The sequence below is a fragment of the Microcoleus sp. K1-B1 genome, assembly GCF_036704705.1.
Classification (GTDB): domain Bacteria; phylum Cyanobacteriota; class Cyanobacteriia; order Cyanobacteriales; family Microcoleaceae; genus Microcoleus.
Genome location: NZ_JAUBSH010000017.1, coordinates 40,624 through 67,392 on the forward strand (window position 1 = coordinate 40,624; position 26,769 = coordinate 67,392).

Annotated in this window: 25 protein-coding genes and 1 pseudogene; 11 read left to right on the forward strand and 15 right to left on the reverse strand. The window is 45.4% G+C overall.

Annotated elements, in window-relative coordinates; all coding sequences use genetic code 11:
* The first annotated feature begins 4 nt into the window (after positions 1–4).
* On the forward strand, positions 5–757 hold the full coding sequence (locus QUA83_RS08945) for a phycoerythrobilin:ferredoxin oxidoreductase (RefSeq protein ID WP_333292608.1): 753 nt from the start codon (positions 5–7) through the stop codon (positions 755–757).
* Positions 758–759: 2 nt separating this feature from the next.
* Here the strand turns inward: QUA83_RS08945 and QUA83_RS08950 are convergent, their stop codons facing one another.
* Positions 760–1,590 carry a pentapeptide repeat-containing protein gene (locus QUA83_RS08950; protein ID WP_333292609.1) on the reverse strand — a complete coding sequence of 277 codons (831 nt, stop codon included), beginning with the start codon at positions 1,588–1,590 and terminating at the stop codon, positions 760–762.
* Between the two features lie 218 nt (positions 1,591–1,808).
* Here QUA83_RS08950 and QUA83_RS08955 point away from each other — a divergent pair, with 218 nt between their 5' ends.
* From QUA83_RS08955 to QUA83_RS08970, 4 genes are read left to right on the forward strand one after another with little or no spacing between them, the layout of a single operon-like run.
* The gene (locus QUA83_RS08955) at positions 1,809–2,417 is read left to right on the forward strand and encodes a phycobiliprotein lyase (protein ID WP_333292610.1); all 609 of its coding nucleotides are present in this window, start codon (positions 1,809–1,811) and stop codon (positions 2,415–2,417) included.
* A 56-nt stretch (positions 2,418–2,473) separates the two neighbouring features.
* Complete coding sequence (locus QUA83_RS08960; RefSeq protein WP_333292611.1) at positions 2,474–2,848, forward strand: hypothetical protein; 375 nt, start codon at positions 2,474–2,476, stop codon at positions 2,846–2,848.
* 3 nt (positions 2,849–2,851) lie between these two features.
* Positions 2,852–3,739, forward strand: a complete 888-nt coding sequence (locus tag QUA83_RS08965; protein WP_333292612.1) for a HEAT repeat domain-containing protein — start codon at positions 2,852–2,854, stop codon at positions 3,737–3,739.
* Between the two features lie 8 nt (positions 3,740–3,747).
* Complete coding sequence (locus QUA83_RS08970; RefSeq protein WP_333292613.1) at positions 3,748–4,224, forward strand: DUF2656 domain-containing protein; 477 nt, start codon at positions 3,748–3,750, stop codon at positions 4,222–4,224.
* A gap of 72 nt (positions 4,225–4,296) precedes the next feature.
* Here the strand turns inward: QUA83_RS08970 and QUA83_RS08975 are convergent, their stop codons facing one another.
* The 6 genes from QUA83_RS08975 to QUA83_RS09000 form a co-directional block, all read right to left on the reverse strand.
* Positions 4,297–4,728, reverse strand: coding sequence for a hypothetical protein (locus QUA83_RS08975; protein WP_333292614.1), 432 nt, complete (start codon positions 4,726–4,728; stop codon positions 4,297–4,299).
* 76 nt (positions 4,729–4,804) lie between these two features.
* Entirely contained in the window at positions 4,805–5,596 is a 792-nt protein-coding gene (locus QUA83_RS08980; protein ID WP_333292615.1) for an IS5 family transposase, read from the reverse strand.
* A 37-nt stretch (positions 5,597–5,633) separates the two neighbouring features.
* On the reverse strand, positions 5,634–5,777 hold the full coding sequence (locus tag QUA83_RS08985; protein WP_333292616.1) for a hypothetical protein: 144 nt from the start codon (positions 5,775–5,777) through the stop codon (positions 5,634–5,636).
* Complete coding sequence (locus tag QUA83_RS08990; RefSeq protein WP_333292617.1) at positions 5,777–7,162, reverse strand: AAA family ATPase; 1,386 nt, start codon at positions 7,160–7,162, stop codon at positions 5,777–5,779. The genes QUA83_RS08985 and QUA83_RS08990 overlap by 1 nt, the downstream gene beginning before the upstream one ends.
* A 57-nt stretch (positions 7,163–7,219) precedes the next feature.
* On the reverse strand, positions 7,220–8,983 hold the full coding sequence (locus QUA83_RS08995) for an ATP-binding protein (protein WP_333292618.1): 1,764 nt from the start codon (positions 8,981–8,983) through the stop codon (positions 7,220–7,222).
* Positions 8,971–9,972: an ABC transporter substrate-binding protein gene (locus QUA83_RS09000; RefSeq protein WP_333292620.1), complete on the reverse strand. Its 1,002-nt coding sequence runs from the start codon at positions 9,970–9,972 to the stop codon at positions 8,971–8,973. Before QUA83_RS09000 ends, QUA83_RS08995 begins: the two co-directional genes overlap by 13 nt.
* A gap of 318 nt (positions 9,973–10,290) precedes the next feature.
* On the opposite strand from QUA83_RS09000, the gene QUA83_RS09005 reads away from it, so the two are divergent.
* Positions 10,291–10,485 carry a hypothetical protein gene (locus QUA83_RS09005; protein ID WP_333292621.1) on the forward strand — a complete coding sequence of 65 codons (195 nt, stop codon included), beginning with the start codon at positions 10,291–10,293 and terminating at the stop codon, positions 10,483–10,485.
* Between the two features lie 124 nt (positions 10,486–10,609).
* Here QUA83_RS09005 and QUA83_RS09010 read toward each other — a convergent pair whose 3' ends face one another.
* Together QUA83_RS09010 and QUA83_RS09015 are read right to left on the reverse strand one after the other, a co-directional pair.
* Positions 10,610–11,044, reverse strand: coding sequence for an MAPEG family protein (locus tag QUA83_RS09010; protein WP_333292622.1), 435 nt, complete (start codon positions 11,042–11,044; stop codon positions 10,610–10,612).
* A 131-nt stretch (positions 11,045–11,175) separates the two neighbouring features.
* A complete protein-coding gene (locus QUA83_RS09015) occupies positions 11,176–11,604 on the reverse strand; it encodes a DUF6220 domain-containing protein (protein WP_333292623.1) in 429 nt (142 codons plus the stop codon).
* A gap of 92 nt (positions 11,605–11,696) precedes the next feature.
* Between QUA83_RS09015 and QUA83_RS09020 the strand changes: the two genes are divergently transcribed.
* Positions 11,697–12,440: a LuxR C-terminal-related transcriptional regulator gene (locus QUA83_RS09020; protein WP_333292624.1), complete on the forward strand. Its 744-nt coding sequence runs from the start codon at positions 11,697–11,699 to the stop codon at positions 12,438–12,440.
* 128 nt (positions 12,441–12,568) lie between these two features.
* Here QUA83_RS09020 and QUA83_RS09025 read toward each other — a convergent pair whose 3' ends face one another.
* From QUA83_RS09025 to QUA83_RS09050, 6 genes are all read right to left on the reverse strand, one after another.
* Entirely contained in the window at positions 12,569–13,642 is a 1,074-nt protein-coding gene (locus tag QUA83_RS09025; protein ID WP_333292625.1) for a M14 family metallopeptidase, read from the reverse strand.
* 303 nt (positions 13,643–13,945) lie between these two features.
* A complete protein-coding gene (locus QUA83_RS09030) occupies positions 13,946–15,109 on the reverse strand; it encodes a hypothetical protein (RefSeq protein ID WP_333292626.1) in 1,164 nt (387 codons plus the stop codon).
* A gap of 325 nt (positions 15,110–15,434) precedes the next feature.
* A complete protein-coding gene (locus QUA83_RS09035; protein ID WP_445301765.1) occupies positions 15,435–17,021 on the reverse strand; it encodes an NAD(P)H-quinone oxidoreductase subunit 4 in 1,587 nt (528 codons plus the stop codon).
* 513 nt (positions 17,022–17,534) lie between these two features.
* Entirely contained in the window at positions 17,535–19,580 is a 2,046-nt protein-coding gene (locus tag QUA83_RS09040; protein ID WP_333292628.1) for an NAD(P)H-quinone oxidoreductase subunit 5, read from the reverse strand.
* Between the two features lie 401 nt (positions 19,581–19,981).
* Positions 19,982–20,359 carry a thioredoxin family protein gene (locus QUA83_RS09045; protein ID WP_333292629.1) on the reverse strand — a complete coding sequence of 126 codons (378 nt, stop codon included), beginning with the start codon at positions 20,357–20,359 and terminating at the stop codon, positions 19,982–19,984.
* Positions 20,360–20,404: 45 nt separating this feature from the next.
* Complete coding sequence (locus QUA83_RS09050) at positions 20,405–21,118, reverse strand: NnrU family protein (RefSeq protein WP_333095535.1); 714 nt, start codon at positions 21,116–21,118, stop codon at positions 20,405–20,407.
* Between the two features lie 236 nt (positions 21,119–21,354).
* Here QUA83_RS09050 and QUA83_RS09055 point away from each other — a divergent pair, with 236 nt between their 5' ends.
* From QUA83_RS09055 to QUA83_RS09070, 4 genes and pseudogenes are all read left to right on the forward strand, one after another.
* Positions 21,355–22,359, forward strand: a complete 1,005-nt coding sequence (locus QUA83_RS09055) for a LysR family transcriptional regulator (RefSeq protein WP_333292631.1) — start codon at positions 21,355–21,357, stop codon at positions 22,357–22,359.
* Between the two features lie 146 nt (positions 22,360–22,505).
* Positions 22,506–23,951 (forward strand): serine/threonine-protein kinase, encoded by a 1,446-nt coding sequence (locus tag QUA83_RS09060; protein ID WP_333292633.1) that lies wholly within the window; start codon positions 22,506–22,508, stop codon positions 23,949–23,951.
* Between the two features lie 29 nt (positions 23,952–23,980).
* On the forward strand, positions 23,981–25,708 hold the full coding sequence (locus tag QUA83_RS09065; RefSeq protein WP_333292635.1) for an asparagine synthase-related protein: 1,728 nt from the start codon (positions 23,981–23,983) through the stop codon (positions 25,706–25,708).
* Positions 25,708–26,132 (forward strand): annotated as a pseudogene (locus QUA83_RS09070) (IS1 family transposase); the annotation flags it as partial. The gene QUA83_RS09065 and the pseudogene QUA83_RS09070, both read left to right, overlap by 1 nt.
* Positions 26,133–26,769 lie beyond the last annotated feature (637 nt).

A 26,769-nucleotide genomic window follows, 5' to 3' on the forward strand; every position in this document is an offset into this window, starting at 1 on the left:
AAAAATGACTCTTTATCAGCCTTTCTTAGATTACGCTATCCCACTTCTAAAAGAACGACTTGACTTGGCGCCATATCCTATTCCCGCAGGTTTTGAACGGAAAGAATCTATAACTGGGAAGGGGAAAAAAGAGCAGTTGGTGGTGACGACAAGTCATGCTTTTAAGTCCTCAAAATTACGGCAAATTCGGGCAGCTCATGTTGAGGGTGGTGATGCTCTCCAGGTACTTAATTTTGTGATTTTCCCCCAGTTAAATTATGACTTGCCCTTTTTTGGGGCGGACTTAGTAACTTTGCCGGGGGGACATTTAATTGCTTTAGATATGCAGCCTCTTTTTCACGATGTTGCTTATCAGAAGCAATACTCAGAGCCAATTTTGCCGATTTTTAATAACTATCAAAAGGAGTTGCCTTGGGGAGGAGATTTTCCTGACGAGGCAAAACCTTTCTTTTCACCTGCTTTTCTTTGGACTCGTCCCAAGGAAACAGAGGCTGTGCAAACTACGGTTTTTGAAGCTTTTAAGGATTATCTTCAAGCTTATCTCGATTTGGTTGAGCAAGCGCAACCTGTCACAGATAGTCAGAGACTTGGAGAAATTCTTGAGGCACAGCGACGTTATATTAATTATCGTGCTGCAAAAGATCCGGCTAGAGGGATGTTTACGCGGTTCTATGGTGAGGAGTGGACTGAGGAATATATTCACGGTTTTCTGTTCGATTTAGAACGCCACATTCCAGAAGTTCAACAATCCGTGTAAATTTATCCTACCTGAGAGCGAAGACTCTGAGCTGTGTTGTTACGAGTAAAAGCATTCCAAGTTCCTAATTCTTTGCGATCGCGACTACAAAGCATGGCTTTCATCTCTTGGGTGAGTCCTTGTGCTAGAGTAAAATCAGCGCCAGCAATACTCTTTAATTGCTCTAAATTTGCCCCGGTTAAGTCAGCCCCTCGTAAATCGGCTCCTTGTAATTCGACTCCAATTAAGATAGCATTTCGTAAATAAGCACCAGTCAGAAAGGCATTCTGAAGACTTGCCCCACTTAAGGCTGCTCCCTCTAAATTGGCCCCAGTTAAATCGGCTCCACTGAGATAAGCACCTCGCAGATTACAGCCGTGTAAATCTGCGCCTCTGAGGTAAGCTGTATTCAGAAAAGCTCCACTGAGATTGGCTTGGGGACCAATTGCTCCTGAATTTTTGTAATTGAATCCTTCTGGCCACAGGGTATGAGCATCATATTGAGCCAATTTTAATTTAGCCTCTTGTAGCTGGGCATCGATTAAATTACAGCCCTGTAATTCTGCACGGAAAAGATAGCTTTCTTGTAAATTCGCTCCACTCAAATTGGCATCTCTGAGATTGGCCCTTCGTAAATCAACCCCTTGGAGATTTGCCCCTTGCAGATTGGTTTGACTAAGGTTTGCCCCTATCAAGTTTGATCCACTGAAATCAATACCAAATAAATCCATCTGGCTGAGGTTGATTCCCGCGAGGTTGCTTTGAGCTAGACTTTTCCCTTGCTGAATGGTTGCCAAGATTTCTGTTGCAGAAAGGGGTTCGGAGAGGAAAGATGAGTGTTGACGAGGTGACATTATATTTTTCTGAAGATTTATTGATCGAGTTGCTCAAAATTGTCCTGTGTCATTTATCCTAGAATTTGAAGGATTACAGACTGACGTTTGTTTATTTTTCTTAACCAAAATCAGCTCTGATTCCCAGTTCCGCTAAGCTCAGGTCACAGCCTAAATCCACGTTTTTCATTGAGATTTGTCTCAATCCCTATGATTCCTCTCGCTAAGTTGACACAGAAATGCTGCTAACACCACCTATGACTATGATGGATTTCTTTCGCAAGAGTGAGGGCGTTTGGTTTACTCAGCGAACAGTCCATAATTTTGATACTGCTGCGGCTGATGAGTCGGGAGAGTCCAATGTCATCGTTGAAGTTTTGTCAATAGATGATCCCAGACTTTTAGATGTTTGTCAACAGCAGAATGTCGATCCCGCTTTAGTTAGTGGGGGATGCAGTTTTATGTGGCAGGACAATTTAGATGATACAGTTCCGAACCAAAACTATGCTGCTATTCTTTTAGATGTGCCTAATCCTACTAATCCGAGAACGGGCAAGTTTCTGCGAAATCGAGGCTATGTTGAAGGTATTCCGGTCATCGGTATTTACCATTTTGCGGATGATGGGGTGTTGACTATTGAGACGGAATATGAGACTAATCAAGGACAGGAACGCTGTTGGTTTATTAACGATCATTTTCGGGTACGGGTGATGACTGTGCAGATGGTAAATGGGGTTAAACAAATGGCATACTGTTCTGAGCGTCGTTGTGTTTCTCACTCTGCTTTAGAAGAGATGATTGAACACAATCGCTTGAGATTTTCTGGGGTGGGTGTGCTGTCACCTTAAAGCACAAATATCCAGTATCTTGCAATCGCATCTACACACACAGTCAAAATATCCCGGTGATTGAAATTGGGGTGACATCAACAAAAAATATCCAAACGACTGCAATCGCATCTACACACAAAGTTTGCCTACGCGGACTAATTATTGAACTCAAAAAACAAACTATGTCTGAAAACGCAGAATTGAATCCATCTGATAATGAGGAAACTGTTGCCACTTCATCAGGGTCTAATGCTGAAGAAGTGGCAGAAGTAATTGCTGAATTTGAGAAATATCGCGAACGTTTGGTTAATGAAACTATGACGGCGGCACAAAAGGCAAAATTACCTCCGAAGGCGGCGATGGCTAAAATTGAGCCGGAACTTGCTAAGATTGATGCTGGACTGGAGAGTCTTCGCGCTCAATTGGCGGCTCTAACTACTAATAATTAGGTGATGATGATGGTCAATTCTAATGCTCAAGCGGAGGCAGATCCAATTGTCTTGGCTCACGCTGAAACAGATGCTTTTCTTCGGGAAGTTACTGAACAAATAGATTTAGATACTTTCGATGCTAATGATTCCAATCTGTTGAAGCGGTTGGTTGAATGTTTGGGAGATACGCGGGGGATGACTCGACTGCGTTTCGCGGAAACTTTGGCTGAAATTGGGGAAGCGGCGACTCCTTTTTTGTTGGATGGTTTGGCAAATCATGTTAATCCGGTTGTGCGGCGTGCTGCTGCTAAAACTCTGACTTTGATTGCCGATCCGACTGCGGTTCCTCATTTAATTCATGCTTTGTTGAACGATGAGGATACGGTGGTTAAGGGTTCATCAATTGGGGCTTTGGCGAGGATTGGGGAGCCGTCTGTGCAGGCTTTGTTGGATATTTTAGGGTCAACTGATTTGCCTGAGAGTACGATCGGTCATGCGGCTTGGGCGTTGGCGTTTATTGGGGCGGGGGCGAAGGAGTATTTGTATCAGGCGATCGCGTCTGATTCGCCTGTGGTGCGCGGTGCAGTGGTGGGTGCGATCGCGAAGGTTGCACAGGAAGAACCAAAGGATGAATTATTCGAGATTTTGGTTAAGTCTCTGACGGATGTTGATGTGGATGTGCGTTGTGAGGCGGCGGCGGCTTTAGGAAATCTGGCTTATAAACCTGCAATTCCTAATCTGATTGAGTTGCTGGATCATGGTGATGGGGAAACTCGTAGGGCGGCGGCTTTGTCTTTGATGAAAGTGGGCGATCGGGCTGCGATTGAACCGCTAAAAGCTGCTTTGAAAAAGGAGTCTGAAGCGGCGGTTCAAGGTGTGATCAAGTTGGCAATTTCTCAAATTAAGTAACTAAAAGTATGACTGAATCGGGAACGGGGCGGATGTTGCTTTCTCATAATTTTGATATGCCCGAGGGTGTTTTTCCCACTTTAAGTAGGGAAGAATTTACTCTGGTATTTGCTGAGGGTTTAAGTCAATATCCTGAGATTAAGTGTCGTCAATTAAATCACGGTCATTGGATGGTAGAAGTTTTATTTTCTACTGATGCTTTTTCTCCGCCTCAAGTGGGAGAATTTTGTGCTCAAAGTTTGGTGGATAAGCGGATGAGTCAGGGGAAAACTGATGATTCTTTTCCTGATATTTTGATTTTAGCGGGATTGAAGAAGACGCCTCCTTTGAGTAGCGATGCTGAGGCGTTGCAACCGGGAGAATGGGGGGTGGATGTGGTGGAAACTCAGTCTGCTGAGAGTTTTTTGATGGCGATGGGGTGGGAGGAGAAAACTGCCGGGAAAACTATTGAGGATGTTTTTAAGGCTGAAAGGAGAAAGGAGTAAAGGGTTACAGGTTGTTGGAAAACTAAGAGCTAAGTCCCAAAAGACTGATTTTGATGTTGGCCAGGATATTATCTATCTCCCTCCGATCAAAAAATTGAATTGAAGGTAATGTGGGGAACTGATTTTCAGCATATTTTCTGGACAGTCATGGTTATCAGTTATTGCCTCCCGTGTTGGTTTCTTAGGAATATTGATATTTCTGATAGTGACAAATCGATAGACATAAGCATCAAGGAATTGCTTGGCAGACCAAAATTCTTTGCCAATTTTCTGACAATACGCGACAAAACACTGTGCACCTTTAAGTTGCTGAATAATTTTCCATTCTGGGCTTGTTGTAGTTTTTGCCTTCATCTCAATACAGAGGATAACTTTTTTCTTACCAGTATCAGCAATTATCACAAAATCTGCACGTTTGCATTCACCTTTTGAACCACAAAATATCGCTTCAGGTGATGTAAAATCATCTACTTTAATGATAATAACTTGATCGTCATTGGGCATTCCACGAATTGTCACAAAGCAGTTGGGGAGAGCGGGTTCTCTGAGAGGATGTTTGAAAAGTTTTTTTGAGTAAATTTTATGCCAACCGCCTCACCATGATTCGGATCATGGCCAGGTAGATAAACGTCTCCGAGGTCTCTGGGAGTAACTCATAGTCTCTGGTCAAGCGCCGACACCCCATCAGCCAACCAAATGAACGCTCCACTACCCAGCGTTTTTTGAGCAAGAGGAAGCCTTGAGTTTGCTCCGGTCGCAGCACCACCTGCACGATCCAACGGCAAAAGTCCATCACCCACATCAGGAACGGCTGACCGTCAAACCCACCGTCCACCCAGATGGTATGCAATCGGGAAACGGAGTTACCCATCTGTTTGACCCGTTTGAGGACTTGCTTCCCACCATCGCGCTCTGGCACACTCGCTGCGGTGACCAACACCCGTAGCACCAACCCTAAAGTATCTACTGTCATAAACCGCTTGCGACCTTTGATTTTTTTGCCTGCATCGTACCCCACCATTTGACTCACCATCGCGGCACTTTTTACACTTTGGCTATCGATGATTGCTTCTGATGGACTGGGATGACGCTCCTGCTCGATTCTTGTCCACTCTCGTAGACAGTCATGAAGCTTCAACCATGTCCCGTCTTGGCGCCAGTTGCGAAAATAGGTGTACACCGTCTGCCATGCCGGAAAATCTCCGGGTAACGCTCTCCAGCGCACTCCTTCGACGAGGACATAAAAAATCGCGTTGAGAATCTCCCACATCTCGACTTTACGAGGACGACCACCCGATTTAGGCTCTGGAATCATGTCACTGAGAAATTCATATTGGGCACGGGTCAGGTTGCTGGGGTAAGCTTTACTCATGTCGCTCTCTCGGTGCTGTGTACTACATATTCGCAGCTTACACTGAGAGAGCTTTTTTACCATCTGACCAACTTTTCAAACATCCTCTGAGTGTCACTTGCTTTTTACCATAGCTATCTTCTACCAATGGCACTGTAGCACTTTCTTTAATCATCTCTTTGAGGATAGCAATATCAGACATTAATCCTTACCCCAGACAATCGCTTCCTGAATCCGGTTCATAGTCTCAATAGTTGTATCAAAACTGCGAGCTTCTATACCCATTTCTGGATCAATATCTGCTGGTGTCAGGGTTTGACATTGAGTTTTTCTTTTCTTCCCTTCTAAAAGGATTGATGCTTCTTCTGCAATATAAACTTTAATTTTTTCAGCCGAGATCAGTTCCACTTCGCGATAACCTTCTTCTTCAGCAATTCGCTTCAGATGAGGTTGATCATGGTTAAGCATAATCAAAGTATTCAGTTCTTTAATAATGTAATCGCTATGGGTAGTTATAAACACTTTAATACCTAGATTTACCAGTCTGGCAAATAGCCGTGCGACGCGGCGCTGATTTTCAGGATGTAGATTCAATTCTGGTTCATCTACCATCAATAAATCGCCCATCTGAGCCTCATGTTTCAGGTAAAAACCGATATCTAATAGAGAACGCACAGCACTAGAACTTTGATCCATAGAAAGCTTAACCCGTTTACCATGCGGCACATAATAAAGCTGATCGTTTCGGGTTACAGTGTACTCACCACCGATGATGTCAGCAAAATCTGCCAATACATCGGGATGGTTGTCAGCAATGAAACTGGTTGTTTTAACAAGGGTTTCAAGTTGTCTGGTAAAATCTACATTTGTCTCTATCGGCAGAGCATAATTCTGATAAACCTTTAAGAAAAGCTTCATTGGATTGATATTATTGTTGGCTTGACCCATTTCGTCAAGCAAGCGATTACGGGCAAAATTCAACTCTTTGCGAAAAATAGCTGTACCAGTTCGTTCTGCACTAGCGATAAAAGGACGAGGAATAATTTCAGCAAAAATAATGTCTTTTAGTGCATCAGCAATGGTGGATATAAGTATCTCGTTGGGAATTTTTACCTTTTCTTTCTCAACTAGCAGGGTGACAACTAATTCTGTACTGTCTTCACTTTTGATCAATGAGAATATTTCGGCATTAGCCGAGCCTATTGTTCGCTCAAATCTGCCTCCAAAACTAATATTTTTTATGTCTATACTTACCTGAAAGTGTGTGTTTTTAAAACGTTCAGCCGGTGCTGCAAAAATCTGAGGCAATCGCTGTGTATAAGCATGACAAGCTATATCAACAATCTGCTTAACCTGCTTGACATATTCTTGTAGATCAAGATGAATTACTCCGTCAGTAAGAAGTTGCTGAATTTTATTGTCTTTGATTTCGATCAAAAATATCCGTTGCCAAGTAAACAAAAAGCCAAACAGTGCATAAGTAGCGTAGGTTTTACCAGTATTATTGCCACCACAAATAATTGTTAGGTCGCCCAGGGTGAATTCGGCTTGCTTTAAAACACCAAGATTTTTGACTTTGACTTTCATAAATGTTTTGCTAAAATGACAACTTACTATTTAATTTTACAGTAGTAGAAGTATTAATTATACCAAAATTTTACCCACCGTCAACTCCTGCTGCTGCTGCTGAACAGGAATACAAATCTCAAATTCCGTCCCTTTTTCTGGCGTTGAAAAACACCTCAGCGTCCCACCATGTTTTTCAGTAATAATCTGATAACTAATCGCCATTCCCATTCCGGTTCCCTTCCCTACAGGCTTTGTTGTAAAAAATGGATTGAATATCTGTGTTTGAATTGATTCTGGAATTCCATTGCCATTATCGGCGATCGCAATTTTAACCCATTGCGAATCTACCACCGAGGTAGAAATTGTAATACAACATGGGTGCTTCTCGATCGCGCAAGCTATCTGTTGAGTATTTATTTCTTCGAGTGCATCAATAGCGTTTGCCAAAATATTCATAAATACTTGATTAAGTTGTCCGGCATAACACTCAACTAGCGGTAAATCACCATAGTCTCGAATGACTTTAATTTCTGGATGTTCGTGCCGCGCTTTGAGACGATGTTGCAAAATTAACAGCGTGCTATCAATTCCTTGATGGATATCAACTTCTTTAAATTCTGACTCATCCATCCGGGAAAAATTGCGGAGTGACAGCACAATCTGGCGAATGCGATCGGTACCAATTCTCATTGAGTTCAGGATTTTAGGTAAATCATCTTTCAAAAAATCTAGGTCAATATTTTCTGCTTGTTTCTCAATTTCGACAATTGGGTTTGGATAATGCTTTTGATATAGGTGTACCAAATTTAATAAACTGTCAGCATAATATTGTACATGAATTAGATTGCCATGAATGAAGCCGACCGGATTGTTGATTTCATGGGCAAGTCCTGCAACTAATTGCCCCAAGGATGAGATTTTTTCCGTCTGAATCAGTTGGGCTTGCGTTAGTTTTAAATGCTCGATTGCCTGTTCAAGCTGCTGAGATTTGTCTCGTTCTCTGGCTTCGCTATCGCGTAATGTGACTTCTATTTGTTTCCGTTGAGCTATTTCGGCGGTGAGTTGCTCGTGAATTTCTAATTGTCGGAATACTTCCTCAAATGTGCTTGCCAAAAATTGAATTTCGTTAGCGGGAATCGTCTTTGGCATAGGAAAAATGCCAGTTTTTTTACTTTGAGAAACTGCTTCGTTTAAGTCCCGCAAGGGCTGCAAGACATTCTTCTGAAGGAGTATCGCCATGATTAACAAAATTGTGATGATGCCAACTAGCAATGACAAAGTTGAGGTAATGAAGGTTCTGTCGGCAGCTTGCTTCATTTGGTTGAGATCGAGTAGCGCGATCGCCACTCCTCGCCGTTGAGATGCGCCAAACAAGGTACTGCTAAAAGGCAGAATTTGTGCGATCGCAGGCTGATTGTCCACGACGATATCTTGCCTGACTTCAATGCCTGTGGTTGCCGCCCGATCGATCGCGATCGCGAGTTGTGGATAGATCGAAGTGTATGGCCCATTAGTCGTATTCTGAGGACTGCGGGCGATCGCCATTCCAGATGGATTAACGATCGCAATTTCCAGCACACCGGGCATCGTGGCAAAATTTTGCACAACCCGTCGCAGAATGCTTTTATTCTCCAACTCTAGTAAGCCTTCTGTAGAAAACTCCAGAGATTGTGTAATTGATTGAGCCCGGTTATGAACTTGCGTTTCTAAGTCAGACTGCATCAGCCGATAGTTAAGTCCCAAAGTTGCCAGTCCAACTGTGGTAATCGACAACCCAACGCTAACCAGCAAGCGCTGTGACAAGCTATGGGGATGCAGGAATTTCGTCATAATTTCCATTCATTGATTGCTGTAGTTACGATCTCAGTGTTAATCTCCACATCCTGACGTGGCATCCGTCCGGCACGGGGGTCAGATTTTAATAGTTCAGCCATTTGAGCGATCGCCTCTGGCAACCTACCAGACAGCAACATCTTCTGCTGCATGGCAATGTCACCCTTTTTCAGACCAGCGTAATCTTTAGCAAAGGCCTCACCCTTCTGTCCCAGGTTTTTACCAACCTTTTGAAACACTTCCTGGGGCTTTGTTTCCACCGCACTCATAACATCAAACCAAGCCATAATAAATTGCTTTAATTCAGCTTTATTCGTGCCAGTAAGAGTTGACCGAGAAACCAAGGTATCAATAACTAAACTATCAACTTCCTGAGTGGTAAAAATAATATTACCCTTGATTGCTTGGGCAGTTTCCCCTAGAAGCGGTTGCCAGAGCACGGCCGCATCTAAACGTCCCTCCCGCATCAAATCAACCGCTGTTTCGTTGGAAATATCTTCAATCTTGACCTCTTCGGGTTTAATCTGGTGCAACTTGAGGGCTTCCAATAAAATCAGATGATTTACTGTTCCCAGTTTCGCTCCGACTCTTTTACCGCGAAGGTTTGCCACTGACTTGATTGCAGGTTGAGCAACAATACCATCAGCCCCATGAGAAATATTTGTTACCATCAGCACCGCAGGCTTGTCACTCCCCGAATCAGACTGCACCACATCCCACAAAGAAGCGAAGTTAGCATCGAGATTACCGCGCAACATGGCGCGAGTTGAATCTTGATTATTCTCAAATCGAATGAGTTGCACGTTCAATCCGTGCTTTTTGAATAAGCCTGCTTCCTGAGCATAAAGTGCAATATCAAATCCTGCCCAACTGACGATTCCCACGCGCAGGGGAGCTAGTTGCTGTGGTGCAAGGCTACAAGCATTTACAATCAGGCTAACCGCCAGTGTCAAAACGCAGAGGACACTGAGCGATCGCCATGAAGTTAAGGTCAACCAACACCTACGCAATAATTGTCTAGTCCCAGTCTGAGCTTTGCCAGTCATCTATGCAGCCTCAACGCTCTTGTCCGTTGATGATAGCAAGAACTTTTCGGGATGTCATTACCTGAAAAAACGCCCAAAACAAATGTAAAATAGAACTATTATCTTCGCTTATAATTTATTACCAAATCCAACCCAAATCAAGAAATCGCCGCTAATTCCCGCACATAAGAATCCAGGAATTCATCTGCTGGCAAATGTGGTTAGAACTTCTACACAACGCCGATATTGCGATGCGAATCGCTTCCGGGAGTTGAGGGGTTCGTTGGTGTGGCGGTTTCTGGGCTGCTGCAATCCACGGTTCATTCACAGGGGAAAATTCCGTCCAAGATCGCGATCACCCTCGATCGAGTTCGGACTCTTCGCAAAATAATCAGGCTAGAAACTAAGAGAGCGATCGAGCATGAATTGAAGGGCGATCGCTCTACTGGTATTTTTGTATTGGGTATGGCGATCGCGACCTAACGACTCGGTTCAGTTGCAGACCGCCCCGCAAGACCCCAAACACACAGGCAGAAACAGGGCCGGCTTTTCGCTGCACGCTCATTGTTCGGCGACTGTTGATAACTTCTAGCTCATTTGAGCGAAGTTAATTGATTGTGCCAAAGTGAATAAGTGCTGCGCGGATCGCGATGAACCACACCGCGAGCGTGGCAAATAAGTAGAGGTAGAACCGAAGTATGATGAGATTGAATGTGCAATGAACAGCACTATGCAATGTACGAAACACAACGAATACCCACGCGGCGTTCACATACACTGTATCCACCTGCTTTGTGATGAACAGGTATAGGACAAGCGCATAGAAAAGTACCGGAATCTCGAACAGGTTTTTTAGGTTATCCGATGGATTGGATACGCTTGGTGGCGAAATTTGAGCCAGTGCGCCCGGTACAGCAAGTTCTTTCGGGGTGAGCTTTCTACTGGTGATAAAACTGATACGGCGGATGTACATATACACCCAGACGATGAATGTGAGAAACACTGTTGCAAAGAAGGGGCTGAAGATTGTATCTTGGGTCATTTCTACCTCTCATATCAAATCCGTTAGCATCGGAATAGTAAATTCGAGTTCTCTGTTGACGGTTGACGGTTGACGCCGTGAACAGTCAACCGTCAACCGTCAACATCATTCCGGTGTAACCGGAATGGATATCAAATTTGATTGTTCTGATAGTTGCTGGGCGATAAAGTGCGCGATATGCGATGTACAAGGCTTGAAGAAACATAGAGTAACGTAAATCCAATTAGAGGATGCAGTATCTCTAGGTTAAGAGGACTTTTAAGATGAATGCTGGAAAATTGTAGCGCAAGCAGGATTGGCAAACTGGCGGCGAGATGTCGTATTCTGCGTGAGAATGGGGCGATAAACGACCATCCCAGTAATACTAATGACAGCCCACTGTACCCTCGCACTAGCCAAACATGAATATTCCACCAGGCAGGATTATTGAAGTAGGCAATTCCAACCGTTAATAACTGAGCAATCAAGCAGAGATTAAAGATGATTGAAGTCACATAAAAGCCGATCGGTATCCAAGGTGTGGGAGTGCGATCGCGATCGGTTTCCAAACTTGTTGTCATGTCAAGTTGCTTTTGAGATTACAAGGCTAATATAATTCGAGTATTGCAATGCTTCTAGACCTCGATCGGGTACTCTTTTGGAGAGCATGACCATGAAAAGTCCCTTGCAGCTTTTATTTGAAGCGATCGACCAGGTAAAGGACGAACAAGATTTGCGATCGCAAGTCGTACCCAAAATCGGTGAGTATTTTGCAGCTAAACGATCGGGAATCTTTTTCTTCGATCAACTGCCCTTGGTAGATAGTAATCTTCAGAAAATACTGAAAGTTGGGCTATCGATCGAACATAATCCTGTTGTGCGTTATCTAGTGGATCGTCACGCCCCCGTCCATGAAGCATTGGTGGCATCTCCCAAGGTTTGGACAATGATTTGTCCCCGTCCCGATCATTGGCACGTGATGGCGGGGCCGATTGTGAGTCGCGGTCAATTAGTGGGTGCAGTAGGTTGTACGCGCGATCGGTCAATGCCCGCTTTCGATACAGAAAATCTAGCCGATTTGAGTGCGATCTGTTTGCATTTGTCGGTTTGGGCTGCAACAGTACGCGCGGCGAAGCTATCCTGTAGGGAATCGCAGCACCAACCTTTGAAGACCTCACGCCTAACGCCTCGTGAATTGCAAATTGCCGAATTGGTTGCTTTGGGGCGAACCAACGCAGGAATCGGGAGGGAACTTTGGATTACTGAGAATTCGGTGAAGCAAGCGTTGAAGCGAATGTTTCGCAAGCTTGAGGTTTCGTCTCGTGCAGAAATGGTTGCACAGCTTTCGGCAACCAAATATAATTTGCCAAGTGTAAAAATGTCTCCATCTAACTTGATGCAGAACACCCATCAATAAACTTAACGCTAGAAACACCGATAGCGATCCTCTTCGAGGGCTTCGCTAACGCACCGAATTGAAGAGCGATCGACCAAATGGTAATTTTGAAGTATTGAGTAGGGCGATCGCTTACCGTCGCAACTCCTTCAGTCAATCAAGGCTCGTTTACAAAGATCGAGTCCTTGAGTTAAGCATTGTTCTCGCCACTTGCGAGATCTGGGTGCAAACATTTCTACCAACTGGTCTTTTGTCCATTCATAGCTCTGGTCTGACTTACCCCACCAGTAAGCACGATTCTCCGCCCGCAATGCCTTCAAGACTTGAATCGTTGAGTAAGTGCCAAATTCTGCGGTTAGTAAATCATAGCGACAATCTGGTAGAAGAGCTTGGCACCAAGTTTTTAATCCACCGCGAATTGGATATGACACACCTTCTGTACTGTTCGGTTCTATTGTTTCTGCTCCAAATCGTTGAGCTAGTCTTGAACAAGATTCTGATGTTGCAGATGCGTCAAGCAAAAGCTTATAAGTTCCCGATCGCCCTAAACCTGTGTGGAAATCAATATGCAGTACCTCTGAAGCATTAGCAATCCATTGGGGCAAATTGCTAGCTAGAATCTCTTGAGTTTTGGATGCAGCATGACCACCAAAAAAAAGTCCCTTTGGAAAATCGTATTGCCCTACAGGAAAAGTGTTTCTCAAACTGGTCATTCCATATCTCAATATTAGCCATATAGCTTGAATAATATAAGGTTCAAAGCGTGATGGAGGTGAAGTTGGATTGAGAAAGTAATTGAATTTAGGATAATCCTTTGGGCTGCCATCAAAAACTTCTTCAGACAATAAAAAGTTACGGTTTAAGTCTATGTTATTTTCATTCCAACGTCGTCGCCATGCAAAACCATAAGGATTCAGAGCATGAATAAGTACAACTTTAATATCAGGTGACAACGATGTGAGAAGTTGGTGCTTTTCTAACAAGGTAAGTTGGATTGCCGAACCCAAAAAGCCTTCTACTCCATGCAAGCCACTAGAAATGACTACACATCGTCGTGGGTTGGAAGAACCACCGATAGCCACATCAATAGTTAATTCTTCACCAGTTGGACTAACCTGATCAATTGGATAGGCTGTCTGCTGATAACCCAAAGATGAAGATGCTGATCGAAATCGCTCTCGTGCAGTAATGTAGTTGGGTGAAAATGCTTCTGAATCGCTCATAAATCTTCGTTACCCACCAGTAACCTTACAACTATGCCTCAAAAGACAACTCACACGGCATAACGATTCATTATACTGTAGTTGCGGTCTAAGACTTCGATAGCCCAAACCAATATCACACTATCCATCGAACAATAAGGCTAGAAACTCACGGAGCGATCCTCTTGGAGGGCTTCGCTAACATACCGAATTTAAGGGCGATCGACCAAATGGTAATTTTGAAGTATTGGGTTTTGCGATCGCGATCGCGAGTTAACGGATGTTGTCAGAATGCCGACATTGACTTACACCGTAGCCTGAGAGTCAAGTTTCACACTTAAATGATGATTGACAAATACTACACTGAGCCAAAATATTTTTTTTATTAACAGGAAGCCGCAGTTTTTGACTGCAGACTGGACATTCAAAAACCACTTTTATCCCATCTGATACATCAAATTGATATCCATCAAATGAATGCCATAAACCCTTTATATTTCCCTCTACACTCGCACTAACAATACGTCTTAAATTCCATCGATAAAGAGTACGCTTGATCAATCCACAATTTTTAAGCGGCGGCTGTCGATATTCTAGTTTTGCTCTTTTAAAACCCCTCTGGAAAGCTTCTTTAGCAGCAGAGCTTGTAAGAAAGCCCTTCATGCTTTCCTTAAAATTAATCGCTCGCTTCCCAAGCACATATCCAAATTCTTCTGGCGTGAGATATCCTAACCGTTCTTCTTGATACCGAATATATCCTTGTCCTGAACTATTAATTTGCTTGGTTTCTGTGAGTCGGTAAGCATTCAAGCCGAGCCATCCAACACCTAAATAAACAGAAGCTGTATCCGTCAGAATTTCGTTGTCATATGTATTTGGGAAGAACAATCTAGCACGGTATAACAAGACGTGTGTAATTTCATGTGCCAGAATCGCTGCGATATCGCGTTGGTTTTCCTTATATCGCGCATTTAGCTCTACCAAATACTCATCTTCTAGTGTTAATTCCACTTGTCCGGGGTGTTCCAAGCTTGTTCTGTAATTAACTAGGATCGAACCATCGGGAAGCTTTAGGTGACGTACAATCATGCTTGCTAAACGATGAGCAGTAATAACGGGGTCTTGTCCAGAAATTATCGAGATTGTATCGGGAGAAATATTGTTTGAGAAGGAGTGGATATTCTGACTAGAAAAATGTTTATACAGGGCTTTTATTGATGCTTTAATGCGCTCTAGATTAGGATAAGTACCCAAAGCATTTGTTTGCTCAATGACGGTTTCTCCACCACCGAAATTAACCATGAGAGATTCTATTGTGCGAATAGGCCCCCACGGAATACCCCAGCAACCTAAGAGTAGTGATACAAATGAATACGGTAGACCTCTTAATATGGCTTCTCTCTTACCAGAAACTCGATAAGCACGAGAAGTGCGATAAAAAGTTACAACCCATAGTGAGATAGCGTAGCGATAGACGACGTATTTCATGTTTTGTAAAGGTTCAAACCACTTAATTTGTTGTAGGAGCTGAGTAAAAGCTGCAACGCTTGGATGCACTCCTATGCCATCAAAAACTTGTTTTCATTGAGACGATTCATGGAAGCTCTGACAATTTTTGGAATTTCTGTGTACTGGTATGCGTAGACATCAGGATATTTAGACACATACATTGTATCTTTCTGGGTATCAATTACCGCAAACTGCTTTATCTGAAGCCACAAGAATCCTAGAAAGTTGAGCGAAAAAAAATAGAAAACCCCCAAACCCTTTTAATAAAAGGGTTTGGGGGTTTTCTTCCTAAATCCAGTTCAAATCACAACTTACTCGGCTCGATCGCCGGAGCACGCAGAGACAGAGTTTTATCCGCAGCAGCCTTAGCAACCAACGAAGGTACAGAATCGCGCAACTTTGCAGTCAACTGTACAGTAGTCGCATCATAAACCTGAGTCAGCATCTTAGGATACAAACCAATGCCAATAATCGGCACCAACAGAGCAGCAATAATAAACACTTCTCGCGGTTCCGCATCCACCAATTCTTCGTGATCCGACAATTCCTTATTCTCAGGCCCGTAGAAAATTTCGCGCAGCATCGACAGCAGATAAATCGGAGTCAAAATCACCCCGACAGCAGCTAGAAATACCACACAAACCTTAAACACAGGATTGTAAGCATCGCTGGTTGCAAAACCTACAAACACCATCAATTCTGCTACAAAACCGCTCATTCCCGGCAAAGCCAAAGAAGCCATAGAACAAGCAGTCCACATCGCAAAAACCTTACGCATTTTCTGTCCTACACCGCCCATTTCGTCCAGCATGAGCGTGTGAGTGCGATCGTAAGTGCAACCCACCATAAAGAACAAACTCGCCCCAATTAAACCGTGGGAAACCATTTGCAGCATTGCACCGCTAATTCCCAAATCGGTAAACGAAGCTATCCCAATCAGCACAAACCCCATGTGCGAAATCGAAGAATAAGCAATTTTTCGCTTCAAATTGCGCTGAGCAAAAGAAGTTAAAGCGGCGTAAACAATGTTAACCACACCCAAAATTACCAAGATGGGTGCGAAGACAGCGTGAGCATCCGGGAGCATTCCCGCATTCATCCGCAGTAAAGCATAGCCGCCCATTTTTAGCAGAATTCCTGCTAGCAACATGTGGGCGGGTGCGGTTGCTTCGCCGTGAGCGTCAGGGAGCCAAGTGTGCAGCGGAAAAATTGGCAATTTGACGCCGTAAGCTATTAAGAAACCTGTATACAGGAGCAATTCTACAGTGGGGGCGTAATCTTTAGCTGCGATCGCCCGCATATCGAAAGTCACCGTATCGCCGTAAAACGCCATCGTCAGCGCGCCCAGCAAAATAAACAGCGAACCGCCTGCGGTGTATAGGATAAACTTAGTTGCTGCATAGAGGCGCTTCTTGCCGCCCCAGATTGACAAAATCAGGTAAATCGGGACTAATTCCAGTTCCCAAACTAGGAAAAACAGCAACATATCCTGTACGGCAAAAACTGCGATTTGGCCGCCGTACATTGTCAGCATCAAAAAGTAAAATAGCTTCGGTTTAAATGTGACCGGCCAAGCTGCTAAAGTAGCCAGCGTAGTAATAAAACCAGTCAGCAAAATCAGCGGCATCGATAAACCGTCAGCACCCACAGACCAATTCAAATCCAGTTGCTGCACCCAAGTATAACTTTCTACCAGTTGCAAATCTGGATTGCTGAAGTCGTACTGAGTGTAAAAAGCGTAAACAAGTAGGGCAAAATCGATCAAACCCACAATTAGGGCATACCACCGCACCGTCTTGCCATCCTTATCGGGAATTAAAGGAATCAGCAAGGACGCAGCAATGGGAAACAGAATTGTTGTTGTTAACCAGGGAAAGTTAGCTGTATCCATTGCGTTTTAAAATGATCCATCAGTTATTAGGTTTAAACACATTTTGCCAATTTTAGCCTAAATTTTATACTTTCTTTAGACGGAACAAATTTTTTTGCTCTTATTTGGACAAATTATGCGATCGCAACAGTTAAGTTTAATGAAAGATTTATTTCTATTTGCTAATTTTCAATAGTGATTTATTAACCTAATAGCATTTCTTCAAATATCTCCTAGTGGGGATACGGCAATGCCCAAAGCGTGTAAATTTAAGCCGAACATCTGCAAGTCCGCGAGTCCGCCAGGGGTTGAAACCCCTGGCTAATAGCGAAAGTCCTCTGAAGAGGACTAATAGATATCTCCAAAAAAGCCAGTATTGAACTGGCAAGATGCCTGTTCCAAAATAAGAGTTTTAAGGAGTTCTTCAGTCCTCTTGAGAGGACTTTAGCTTTGAGACAGGGAATTCATTCCCTGTCGGACTATCGGTTTTACCTGTTTGTTGAGACTAATGGACAAGCCCGTGTCCCTACCGATTTAACCGACTCCAGAAACGATCGCAAAACCCAGAACTGCGACAAACACAATCAGGGCATAAAATTGAGCGCGACCGCTCTCAAAGTATTTCAAACCTTCGCCACTAACCAAGGTGAGAAACCCTGTTAAGTTGACGACACCATCGACGACTCGCAAATCAACTTCCATGACTTGCCGCGCTAAACGGCGGCTGCCTTTGACAAAAAGAAAATCGTTGATATCGTCGAGATACCACTTGTTGAGGGAGAACTCGTAAAGCGGTTTGATTTTTTGGGCGATCGCACTTGGGTCAATTTTACGGCTCAAATACATCAGAGAAGCCAAAGTAATGCCCAGCAAAGCAATACCTACAGAGCTTCCGCCCATAATCAAAAATTCCGTCAAATTGAACTCAGCAGCGTGTTCCAAAACTTCTTCCAGAGACTCGCCTGGAGCGCGAACAAACTGCTCGAAATAATTGGCAAACGGCGTACCGAGAAAACCGATAAACACAGAAGGTACTGCCAGCAAGACTAACGGCAGAGCCATTGTCAGAGGAGATTCGTGAGGCAAATGGTCGTGCTCATCGTGACTGTCGCCAGTTGATGCCAATTCCTTAACGTTCATCGCTCCGGGGCCGAAAACAACACCGGGTTGCAGGAGTTGTCGCTTGATGGCGCTGTCATTGCCCCGGAATTCGCCCTCAAAGGTGCTGAAATACATTCGGAACATATAAAACGCGGTCATCCCGGCCGTCAGCCAGCTCACAGCCCACAAAGCGGGATTTGCTGCGAAGGCGCTGGCGAGGATTTCGTCTTTTGACCAAAAACCAGCAAACGGCGGAATTCCGCAGATTGCCAAATTTCCGATTAAAAAGCAAGAAGCGGTAATCGGCATATATTTCCGCAAGCCGCCCATGACTCGCATATCTTGAGCGAGTGCGGGGTTGTGGCCTACAACTGCTTCCATCCCGTGAATCACTGAACCTGAACACAGGAACAGCATTGCTTTGAAGTAAGCGTGAGTCATCAAGTGGAAAAGTCCGGCACTGTAAGCGCCGACGCCCATTGCCATCACCATGTAGCCGAGTTGGGAGATGGTGGAGTAGGCTAAGCCTTTTTTGATGTCATTTTGGGTAATCGCGATCGAAGCACCCATAAATGCCGTAAAACAGCCGGTACAGGCGATCAAATTCATGACTGCCGGCAACCCTTCAAACACTGGGTACATCCGAGCGATCAGGAAGACGCCGGCGGCTACCATTGTCGCGGCGTGGATTAAGGCCGAAATCGGTGTCGGGCCTTCCATTGCGTCTGGCAGCCAGACGTGGAGGGGGAATTGAGCGGATTTGGCGGCTGGCCCCAAAAATATCAGGACGCCGAAGATTGTCGCCAGAGTCGCCGAAAGAGCGCCGGATTCGACTAAGGAGTGCAGGCGTTCGCCCATCACCTCAAATTCAAAGCTGCCGGTGGCCCAGTAAATGCCGAGGATGCCCAGCAGTAGGCCGAAGTCGCCGACGCGGTTGGTGACAAAAGCTTTTTGGCAAGCGTCAGCAGCGGGTTTGCGATCGTACCAAAATCCGACTAGCAGGTACGAACACATACCTACGAGTTCCCAGAAAATGTAAATCTGAACTATGTTCGGGCTGACTACCAGACCTAACATAGACGCGCTGAAGATGCTGAGGTAGGCGTAAAAACGCACGTACCCGTCATCGTGAGCCATGTAGCCGTCGGTGTAAATCATCACCAAAAAGGCGACCGTAGTGACGATCGCCAGCATCACCGCCGTCAGCGGGTCGATGATATAGCCCATATTCAGCGAGAAGTCGCCAGCAGAAGCCCACTGAATACTGCGGGTGTAGGGTGCGTGGCCCTGTAGTTGACTCCACAGCAATGCGAAGGATAGTACCATTGACCCTCCGAGTGCGGACACGATTAATATCGCATTCGCTTGTCGGAGTTTGTTGGTTGCCTGGTTAAAGGTGATTAAGCCGAGACCTACTAGCATTGCGCCTGCCAGTGGCAGGACAGGAATCAGCCAAGCATATTGATAAAGCAGTTCCATGACTGATAGGTAGTTTAAAGTTTCTACTAGATATTGCCAAAACTGTAAACAATTGTGACACACGCCTGCGCGACCCGGCAGAAATACTTGTTGTAATTCTCAAGCGTTGTCGATCGACAACGCTTGAGAACTACTCCCTATTTTCCTGATCGAGCCGATCGATCTAGTTCGCCTTAAATCTATGCCCAAATATAGATTCACAAGTCGAGACCGTCTTGGACGGACAGAAATCAAGAAACCGGGTTTTTTAACCGATACCCTGGTATTCCACAATATATTTTTGTAAAAAACACTGTTTCTGTTTCTGTATTCAGGACTGCGAGATTTGGCGCTCAGGTGATTGATCGACAAATGAGGAATTGCTTCTGATTTCTACCTAAAAGCAGAATGGCTTCCAGCCGTTACCTGTTGGCTACTTCCTGAAGTTGCAGCCGTTGAGATGGGGAAGCTACGTGAGCCGCGAGCATCCACGAATCCAGAGTCCGCCGCAGTTCCTCGCGTCCTTGGTAGTCTTCAAATCTAAATCGAACTTTATCGCCCTCAAACAAAATCAGCGTGGGCAGAGTTGTCAGCCGATAAGTGTGGGCCAACTTGAAACATTGATCAGCATTCACCCCTACGAGCTTGACTTTTTCTGCCCACTGTGCCTCAAAAGTCTTAAGCGTGGGGTCGATCGCGCGGCACAAACCGCACCAAGGAGCCGAAAAGTGAACTAAAACGGGGGTAGAGGCTTGAAAAACCTCTTGTGCAAAAGTGCGTTCGCTAACCGACAACACCATGAGCCCTCAAAATTTAATAATTTTTTTTCTATCCTAGGGATCATGCTACCAGTATATGTTCCTAGTGACACGCATCAAAAAAGGATGAATTTCCCACAGCAGGCCCGTAAAAATGACTACACCTAGATAGGAAGGGCGCAGAAATTCAAGCAAATCAAGGGTTTGACGCTTTTGGAGGATTGCCAAAAAAGGCATGATTGAGGTTCTAGATTTGATGGTTTCAAAGGATTCTCCAAAACGAGCCTGAAGTCGTCTGTCGCCGTGCCACACTCCGAAGAGGTGGTGAAGTACCAAACCGATGGAAGTGACGAGGGTAAAGCTAGTGCCAATCCACAGGGTGTGGGCCACACACCAAATCACCTGTCCCACCATTTGCGGGTGACGGGTGATGCGAATAATGCCAGTTTCGTAGAGGTGAACTTGGGGCTTTTGGACGGCGGCAATTTCTAGGAGGTTGAAAGTTGCTGGGTACAGAAACAGAAAGGAAATTGCCGAAAGTATCCAAACTGCGGGTTTAACTCCGGGTAATCCCTGTACTTGCCAAAGCTGCACGCCGTCGTAGCGGTGGTTGAAAAAGTAGACAATCAGAATGACGGCTAGCGGCAAACTGACAAGGGCAAACAAAACCCGGTAAAGTCTCGGCCCGATCAGCTTTTCACCTTTGGGCCGGAGGGCTGCTAAACCGCTGTGGGCGATCGCAAAAACCAGTAACAGGCCCAGAATAACTAAGTGGGAGTCGAGCGCCAAGTCGATCGTCATTGCAAATATTAAGAAAAGTTATTGATTCTCGGCCAATTTGTGTCACAAAGTATCTATGGGAGCATTCAGCGGTTATCAGTCAGTTAACTGTTCACTGTTCGCTGTTGACTGTTGACTGTTCGCTGTTCGCTGTTGACTGTTCGCTGTTGACTGTTCGCTGTTTGCTGTTCGCTGCCTACAGTCAACCGTCAACCGTCAACTGACAACTGACAACTGACAACTGACAATTTAGATATATGTCTGACCTTCCTTTCACTTTAGACCAGTTACGCATTCTCAAGGCGATCGCCTCTGAAGGAAGCTTCAAACGCGCCGCGGACAGCCTCTATGTATCCCAGCCAGCAGTTAGCTTGCAGGTGCAAAACTTAGAGAGACAGTTGGACGTGCCGCTGTTTGACCGGGGGGGGCGGCGGGCGCAACTTACCGAAGCCGGACACCTGCTGCTGAGTTACGGCGAGAAAATTTTATCCCTTTGCCAGGAAACTTGTCGAGCTCTGGAAGACTTGCAAAATCTCCAAGGCGGTACTTTGATTGTCGGCGCTTCTCAAACAACAGGAACCTATTTGTTGCCCCGGATGATTGGGATGTTTCGCCAAAAGTACCCGGATGTAGCAGTACAGCTTCACGTTCACTCGACCCGCCGCACGGCGTGGAGTGTGGCAAACGGGCAAATCGATTTGGCAATTGTTGGCGGAGAAATTCCTACCGAACTTGTAGAAGCTTTAGAAATTGTTCCTTACGCTGAGGACGAACTGGCTCTGATTCTCCCTCCGTCTCACCCGATGGTACAACAAGAAACTATCCAAAAAGAAGACCTTTACAAATTGCAGTTTATATCGCTCGATTCGCAGTCTACGATCCGCAAAGTAATCGATCAGGTACTGACTCGCTGCGGCATTGACACGCGCCGCTTGAAAATAGAGATGGAACTAAATTCGATCGAAGCCATTAAAAATGCCGTTCAGTCGGGGCTGGGAGCTGCTTTTGTCTCGGTTTCGGCGATCGAAAAAGAGTTGCTCATGGGCGTCTTGCACAAATCTCAAATGGACGAAGTTTTGGTAACTCGCATTTTGTCGTTGATTTACAACCCCAACCGCTACCGTTCTAAAGCAGCAGAGGCTTTCAGCAATGAAATTTTGCCGCAGTTTGCTACTTATTCGACCATCCTGGAGAAGAAAGAACCCCCAGCGATCGATTTGGGATTCATAGAAATAGGAACTCCCAACTCGGCGGGAAGTTAATCTCTTAGGTCGCTGGCAGTTAGCAGTTCGCGGTTAGTTGAGAAATCGAAATCTGATTTAACCATCACTTTTTCTTCGTTCTTCCCTTTTCCTTCTTCCCTCTTCCTTCTTCCTTCTTTCCTCTTCCTTCTTCTGAGCAAACAAAAATGGAAGTTTACTGCACCCGACCGGGCTGCCCGCGCCCTCAAAACTATTTTCCCGACCTCGATGACAGTTCGCTGCTGAAAACCGTGCAGCAAAAGTTTTGCACGACTTGCGGGATGCCCCTAATTTTGGGCGGGCGCTATTTGCCCGTCAGGTTGTTGGGTCAAGGGGGTTTTGGGGCGGCATTTTTGGCCAGAGACCGCTATACTCCGGCGATGCGGCAGTGCGTTGCTAAACTTTTGCAGCCCTCGGTAAGTCTGACTCCGCCCCAGCTAAAAATCGCTCAAACTCTGTTTGAACGGGAAGCGGCTGTGCTGGAAGAACTGGGAAACGAACATTCCCAAATTCCGAGTTTGCTGGCTTTTTTTGAGCTTACTATTACGAGTTTGCAGCCGGGAAAAAACGATCAGTTTTTCTATCTGGTTCAAGAATTTATAGACGGTCAAAATTTGGAGGATGAACTAACTGTTAAAGGCAGGTTTTCGGAGGTGGAAACGGTGGAGGTGATGCGGGAAATTTTGAAGGTTCTCGATTTTGTGCACTCTCGCGGTTCGATTCACCGGGATATTAAACCTGCTAATATTATGCGGGGTAAAAACGGTCGGCTTTATTTATTAGATTTTGGGGCTGTTAAACAAGTAACACAAAGTGTTGGGAGTGCAAAAGCTTCGACTGGTATTTATTCTTTGGGTTACGCTCCCCCAGAACAGATGAGCGGGCAAGAAGTTTATCCGGCAACGGATTTGTATGCTTTGGCTGTGACTTGTATTACTTTGCTGAGTGGTTTGCAGCCGACGGAGCTTTTTGATAGTTACAGAAATGAGTGGAATTGGCATTCGCGGGTGCAGGTAAGTTCGCGTTTGGCTCACGTTCTCGATCGAATGTTATTATCAGCTCCCAGCCAGCGTTTTCAATCTGCGAGTGAGGTGGAAGCGGCTCTGATGTCTCGGCCTCAACAACCTTCTCAACCACCTACAGTCGTGGTGGCGCCGCCTCCCATACCTCTTCAACCAACTATGCCGCCTCCTGTACGGGTTCCTGCAACACCTCCTGGAGGGCTGCAACCTTCGCAGAGAAGGACTTTTTCGATTTGGGAGGTTTTGTCGGGGGCGGCGTTTACGGGTTTTGAGGGGGGGTTGCTGGCGATCGTCCTGACGAGTTTGCTGCCCTCTCCTGGCTTGAGGATCGGATTGTTGGGGATGATTGTGGCGGGTTTGATTTACGGGCAGTACCGCAGGGCGATCGAACAAACTGAGATGTTCGTGATTGGCGCTGGTACTCTGGCTTTACTGGTGTTTTTCCCGGCTTTGCGATCGGTGGCAAATATGATTTATCCTGGTGCTCCGATCACGGGCGTGTTGTTTGTGGGATGGTTGGGTGCTTTGGGTGCGATCGCGGGAACAGCTATTTTTCGATTGATCTATAAGTTACTTTCAAACGTTTTTTAATGTAATAGTCATCTCCAGAAAAGCCTGTTTTGAACAGGCAAGATGCCTGTTCCACAATAATTATGGGAGATGTTTTATTTAAAATGCAGACTCAGAAGTCTATCTACCCTAATTGGGTGATTGCTTGGGGCCCAGAAGCCCGATCGCACCCTGCAACTTGGGAAACGTCCGGTTTTGCCATAATCGGAGCTGAACCCACCTTCAGCCGCGATCGGCGATTTGTGCTGGTAGGTGACTGCTGCTTCGATCGCACTATTCTTCTCAAAGAACAGATTGACACAGATGGATTGACCGATTTGGCGATCGTCGGGCGGCTATGGGAACAGTACGGTACTAAAACACTGAGCTTACTGTCAGGACAATTTGCCCTTGCAGTGTGGGATAGAGACGAGCAAACCTTGTGTCTGGGGCGCGATCGCGTTGGAGCCAAAACCCTCTATTACACCAGTACAGGAACGACTCGCTGGATCGCGCCTCGACTGCGATCGCTCAATCCGTATCACGATCGAGAACTTGATTTAGTTGCTTTGCGCGACTACTTGTGCTGTGCCTTTGTACCCGGAGCACAAACGCTGTGGGAAGCCGTGCGAGAGTTGCGGCCCGGTAGCTATTTGTACTTACCGGATATTGAGGCGCAGAGATACTGGCAGCCACAGGAGCAAATTACTAACGCCGATCGCCCTTTGGAATGGCACAGTCAACAAGTGCGATCGCTTTTGGAACAACTGGTGCAGGAAGCGCTACCAGCGGGAGAACCAGTCGCAGCATATCTTTCGGGTGGTATTGATTCAAGTTGCGTCACGGCGATCGCCGCAAGGCTGCACGATCGTCCGGTACACACTTTCTCGATGCACTTTGGCGCTCAATATCCCAGCGAGATTGAATTTGCCAACATCGTTGCGGCACATTGTGGCACTGAGCACCATATTTTAGAAGTTTCGCCGCAGCAAATTTGGGAGTTGCTGCCGGAAACGCTGGCGGCGATGGATGATCCGGTGGGGGAAGGCTTGACGGTGCCCAATTTGCTGCTGGGGCGATCGGCAAAGCAATTCGCAGACGTGGTACTGAATGGCGAAGGCGGCGATCCGTGCTTTGGCGGGCCGAAAAATAAGCCGATGCTGCTGAATAGTTTGTATGGTTCGATTCAGGGTAAACCAGATCCGATCGCAGCTTACTTGACTTCGTTTCAAAAATGCTATGTGGATTTGCCACGTTTGCTGAAGCCGGAGGTTTGGGAAAAGGTGAAGAATGCGCCTTCCGTCTTTGCTGAGGAATTGCAACAGACAGAAACAACGTTTTTGAATCGGCTGATGCGGCTCAACATTGAGTTTAAAGGAGCCGATTACATTTTGACCAAGGTGAATAATCTCACCGCTGCGGCGGGATTGGAAGCTCGATCGCCTTTGTTTGATTCGCGGATGGTGGCACTGAGTTTGCAAATTCCGCCCGAATATAAGCTTTCGGGCGCGCAGGAAAAAGCGGTTCTCAAGGCTGCTGTGGCGGATTTGCTGCCCGATGTCATTGTCAACCGTCCGAAAAGCGGCATGGTGATGTCGATGCAGCAGTGGTTTTTGAGGGATTGGCAGCGGCAAGCGCGATCGTTGCTGCTGAATCGTCATGCGGCGATCGCGCCTTACCTCGATCGAACACTAATCCGCGAGTGGCTAAACTATCGTGGGGAAGTTTTTCCCCGCTATGGGCTGAAGCTGTGGCTGCTGGTGACGCTGGAAATTTGGTTACAAGTGAATCGCCGTTAGTTATCCCAGAAGTTGGTGAGTTCGATTAATTACAAACTTATGTAAAAAAAACAGACAAAATCTGGTTTTGGACAGCGGTTGACCACTTTCAACCAGGAATTTTAGGATGGTATTAGAGGAGCATATTGCTAAGACATTTGAACCATTATGGAACCAAGCAAGTGCAAGAAAATGCTACTTTTATGTAACTGATGGATGGTCTGTATATCCCATGTTTATTCCTGATGGGTATCAGATTATCAGTAAGACTTATATGACACGAGTAGAAGGGAAAATACAAGACTAAGACATTACGCAAGCCAGACTAGCTCGCAAGACTATTTGTTATTCTAAATGTGAGAAAATGCTCAAAAATTCTATTAAGTTATTAATACATTACTTAAAATCTCACGATATTCCCATTCCTGGGGCATTCATACCTTGATTCAGCAACGCCCAAGGGACGGGTCTACAGTCTTGTAGTGCTTCGTAGACGCTTGACCACTCACGCCGAAATAAGGGATTGAGGGCTAAATCTCCTCGCACATGAGACGTGGCGAGTCGTCATTAGACCTCTGGCAAAATAATTTTGTGCTATTATGTTATGTAAAATTTAGACAATTTTTCAATCTTGCAGGCTGGGCAAGTTTAAGGAGATGCCAATCAACCCAATAATTCAAAGTTTGACCTAAACTTGAGCAGACTTTTAAGGATAGATAGCACATATTTTTTTTGCAAGAGGTCTATTATCGCGTCTGCTAGTTCAAAGGTGGCATATGCAGGCATTGCCGAGACATTCATAAGCAAGTTGACGAAATTCCCGTAATTGTTCAAACAGAGATGGCAGGTAGATTTGAGATTTTTAGCTGAATTCTCCATCTTCTACCCTTACGCTGTCTGTTGAAACTATCGAAGACAGTTTTTTTTCTGTTGCAAGTCTCCGAGAACGTCAACGGTCGCTGGCCTCTATCTTATGGTTGAGCCTGATAGCTGGTCACCAGCGACCATTGCCGTTCTTGAGAACTCTTCGCTAGTCTCAGTGCGATCGCACTTTTTGACCTGCTTAGTCTAAACTCCAAGAG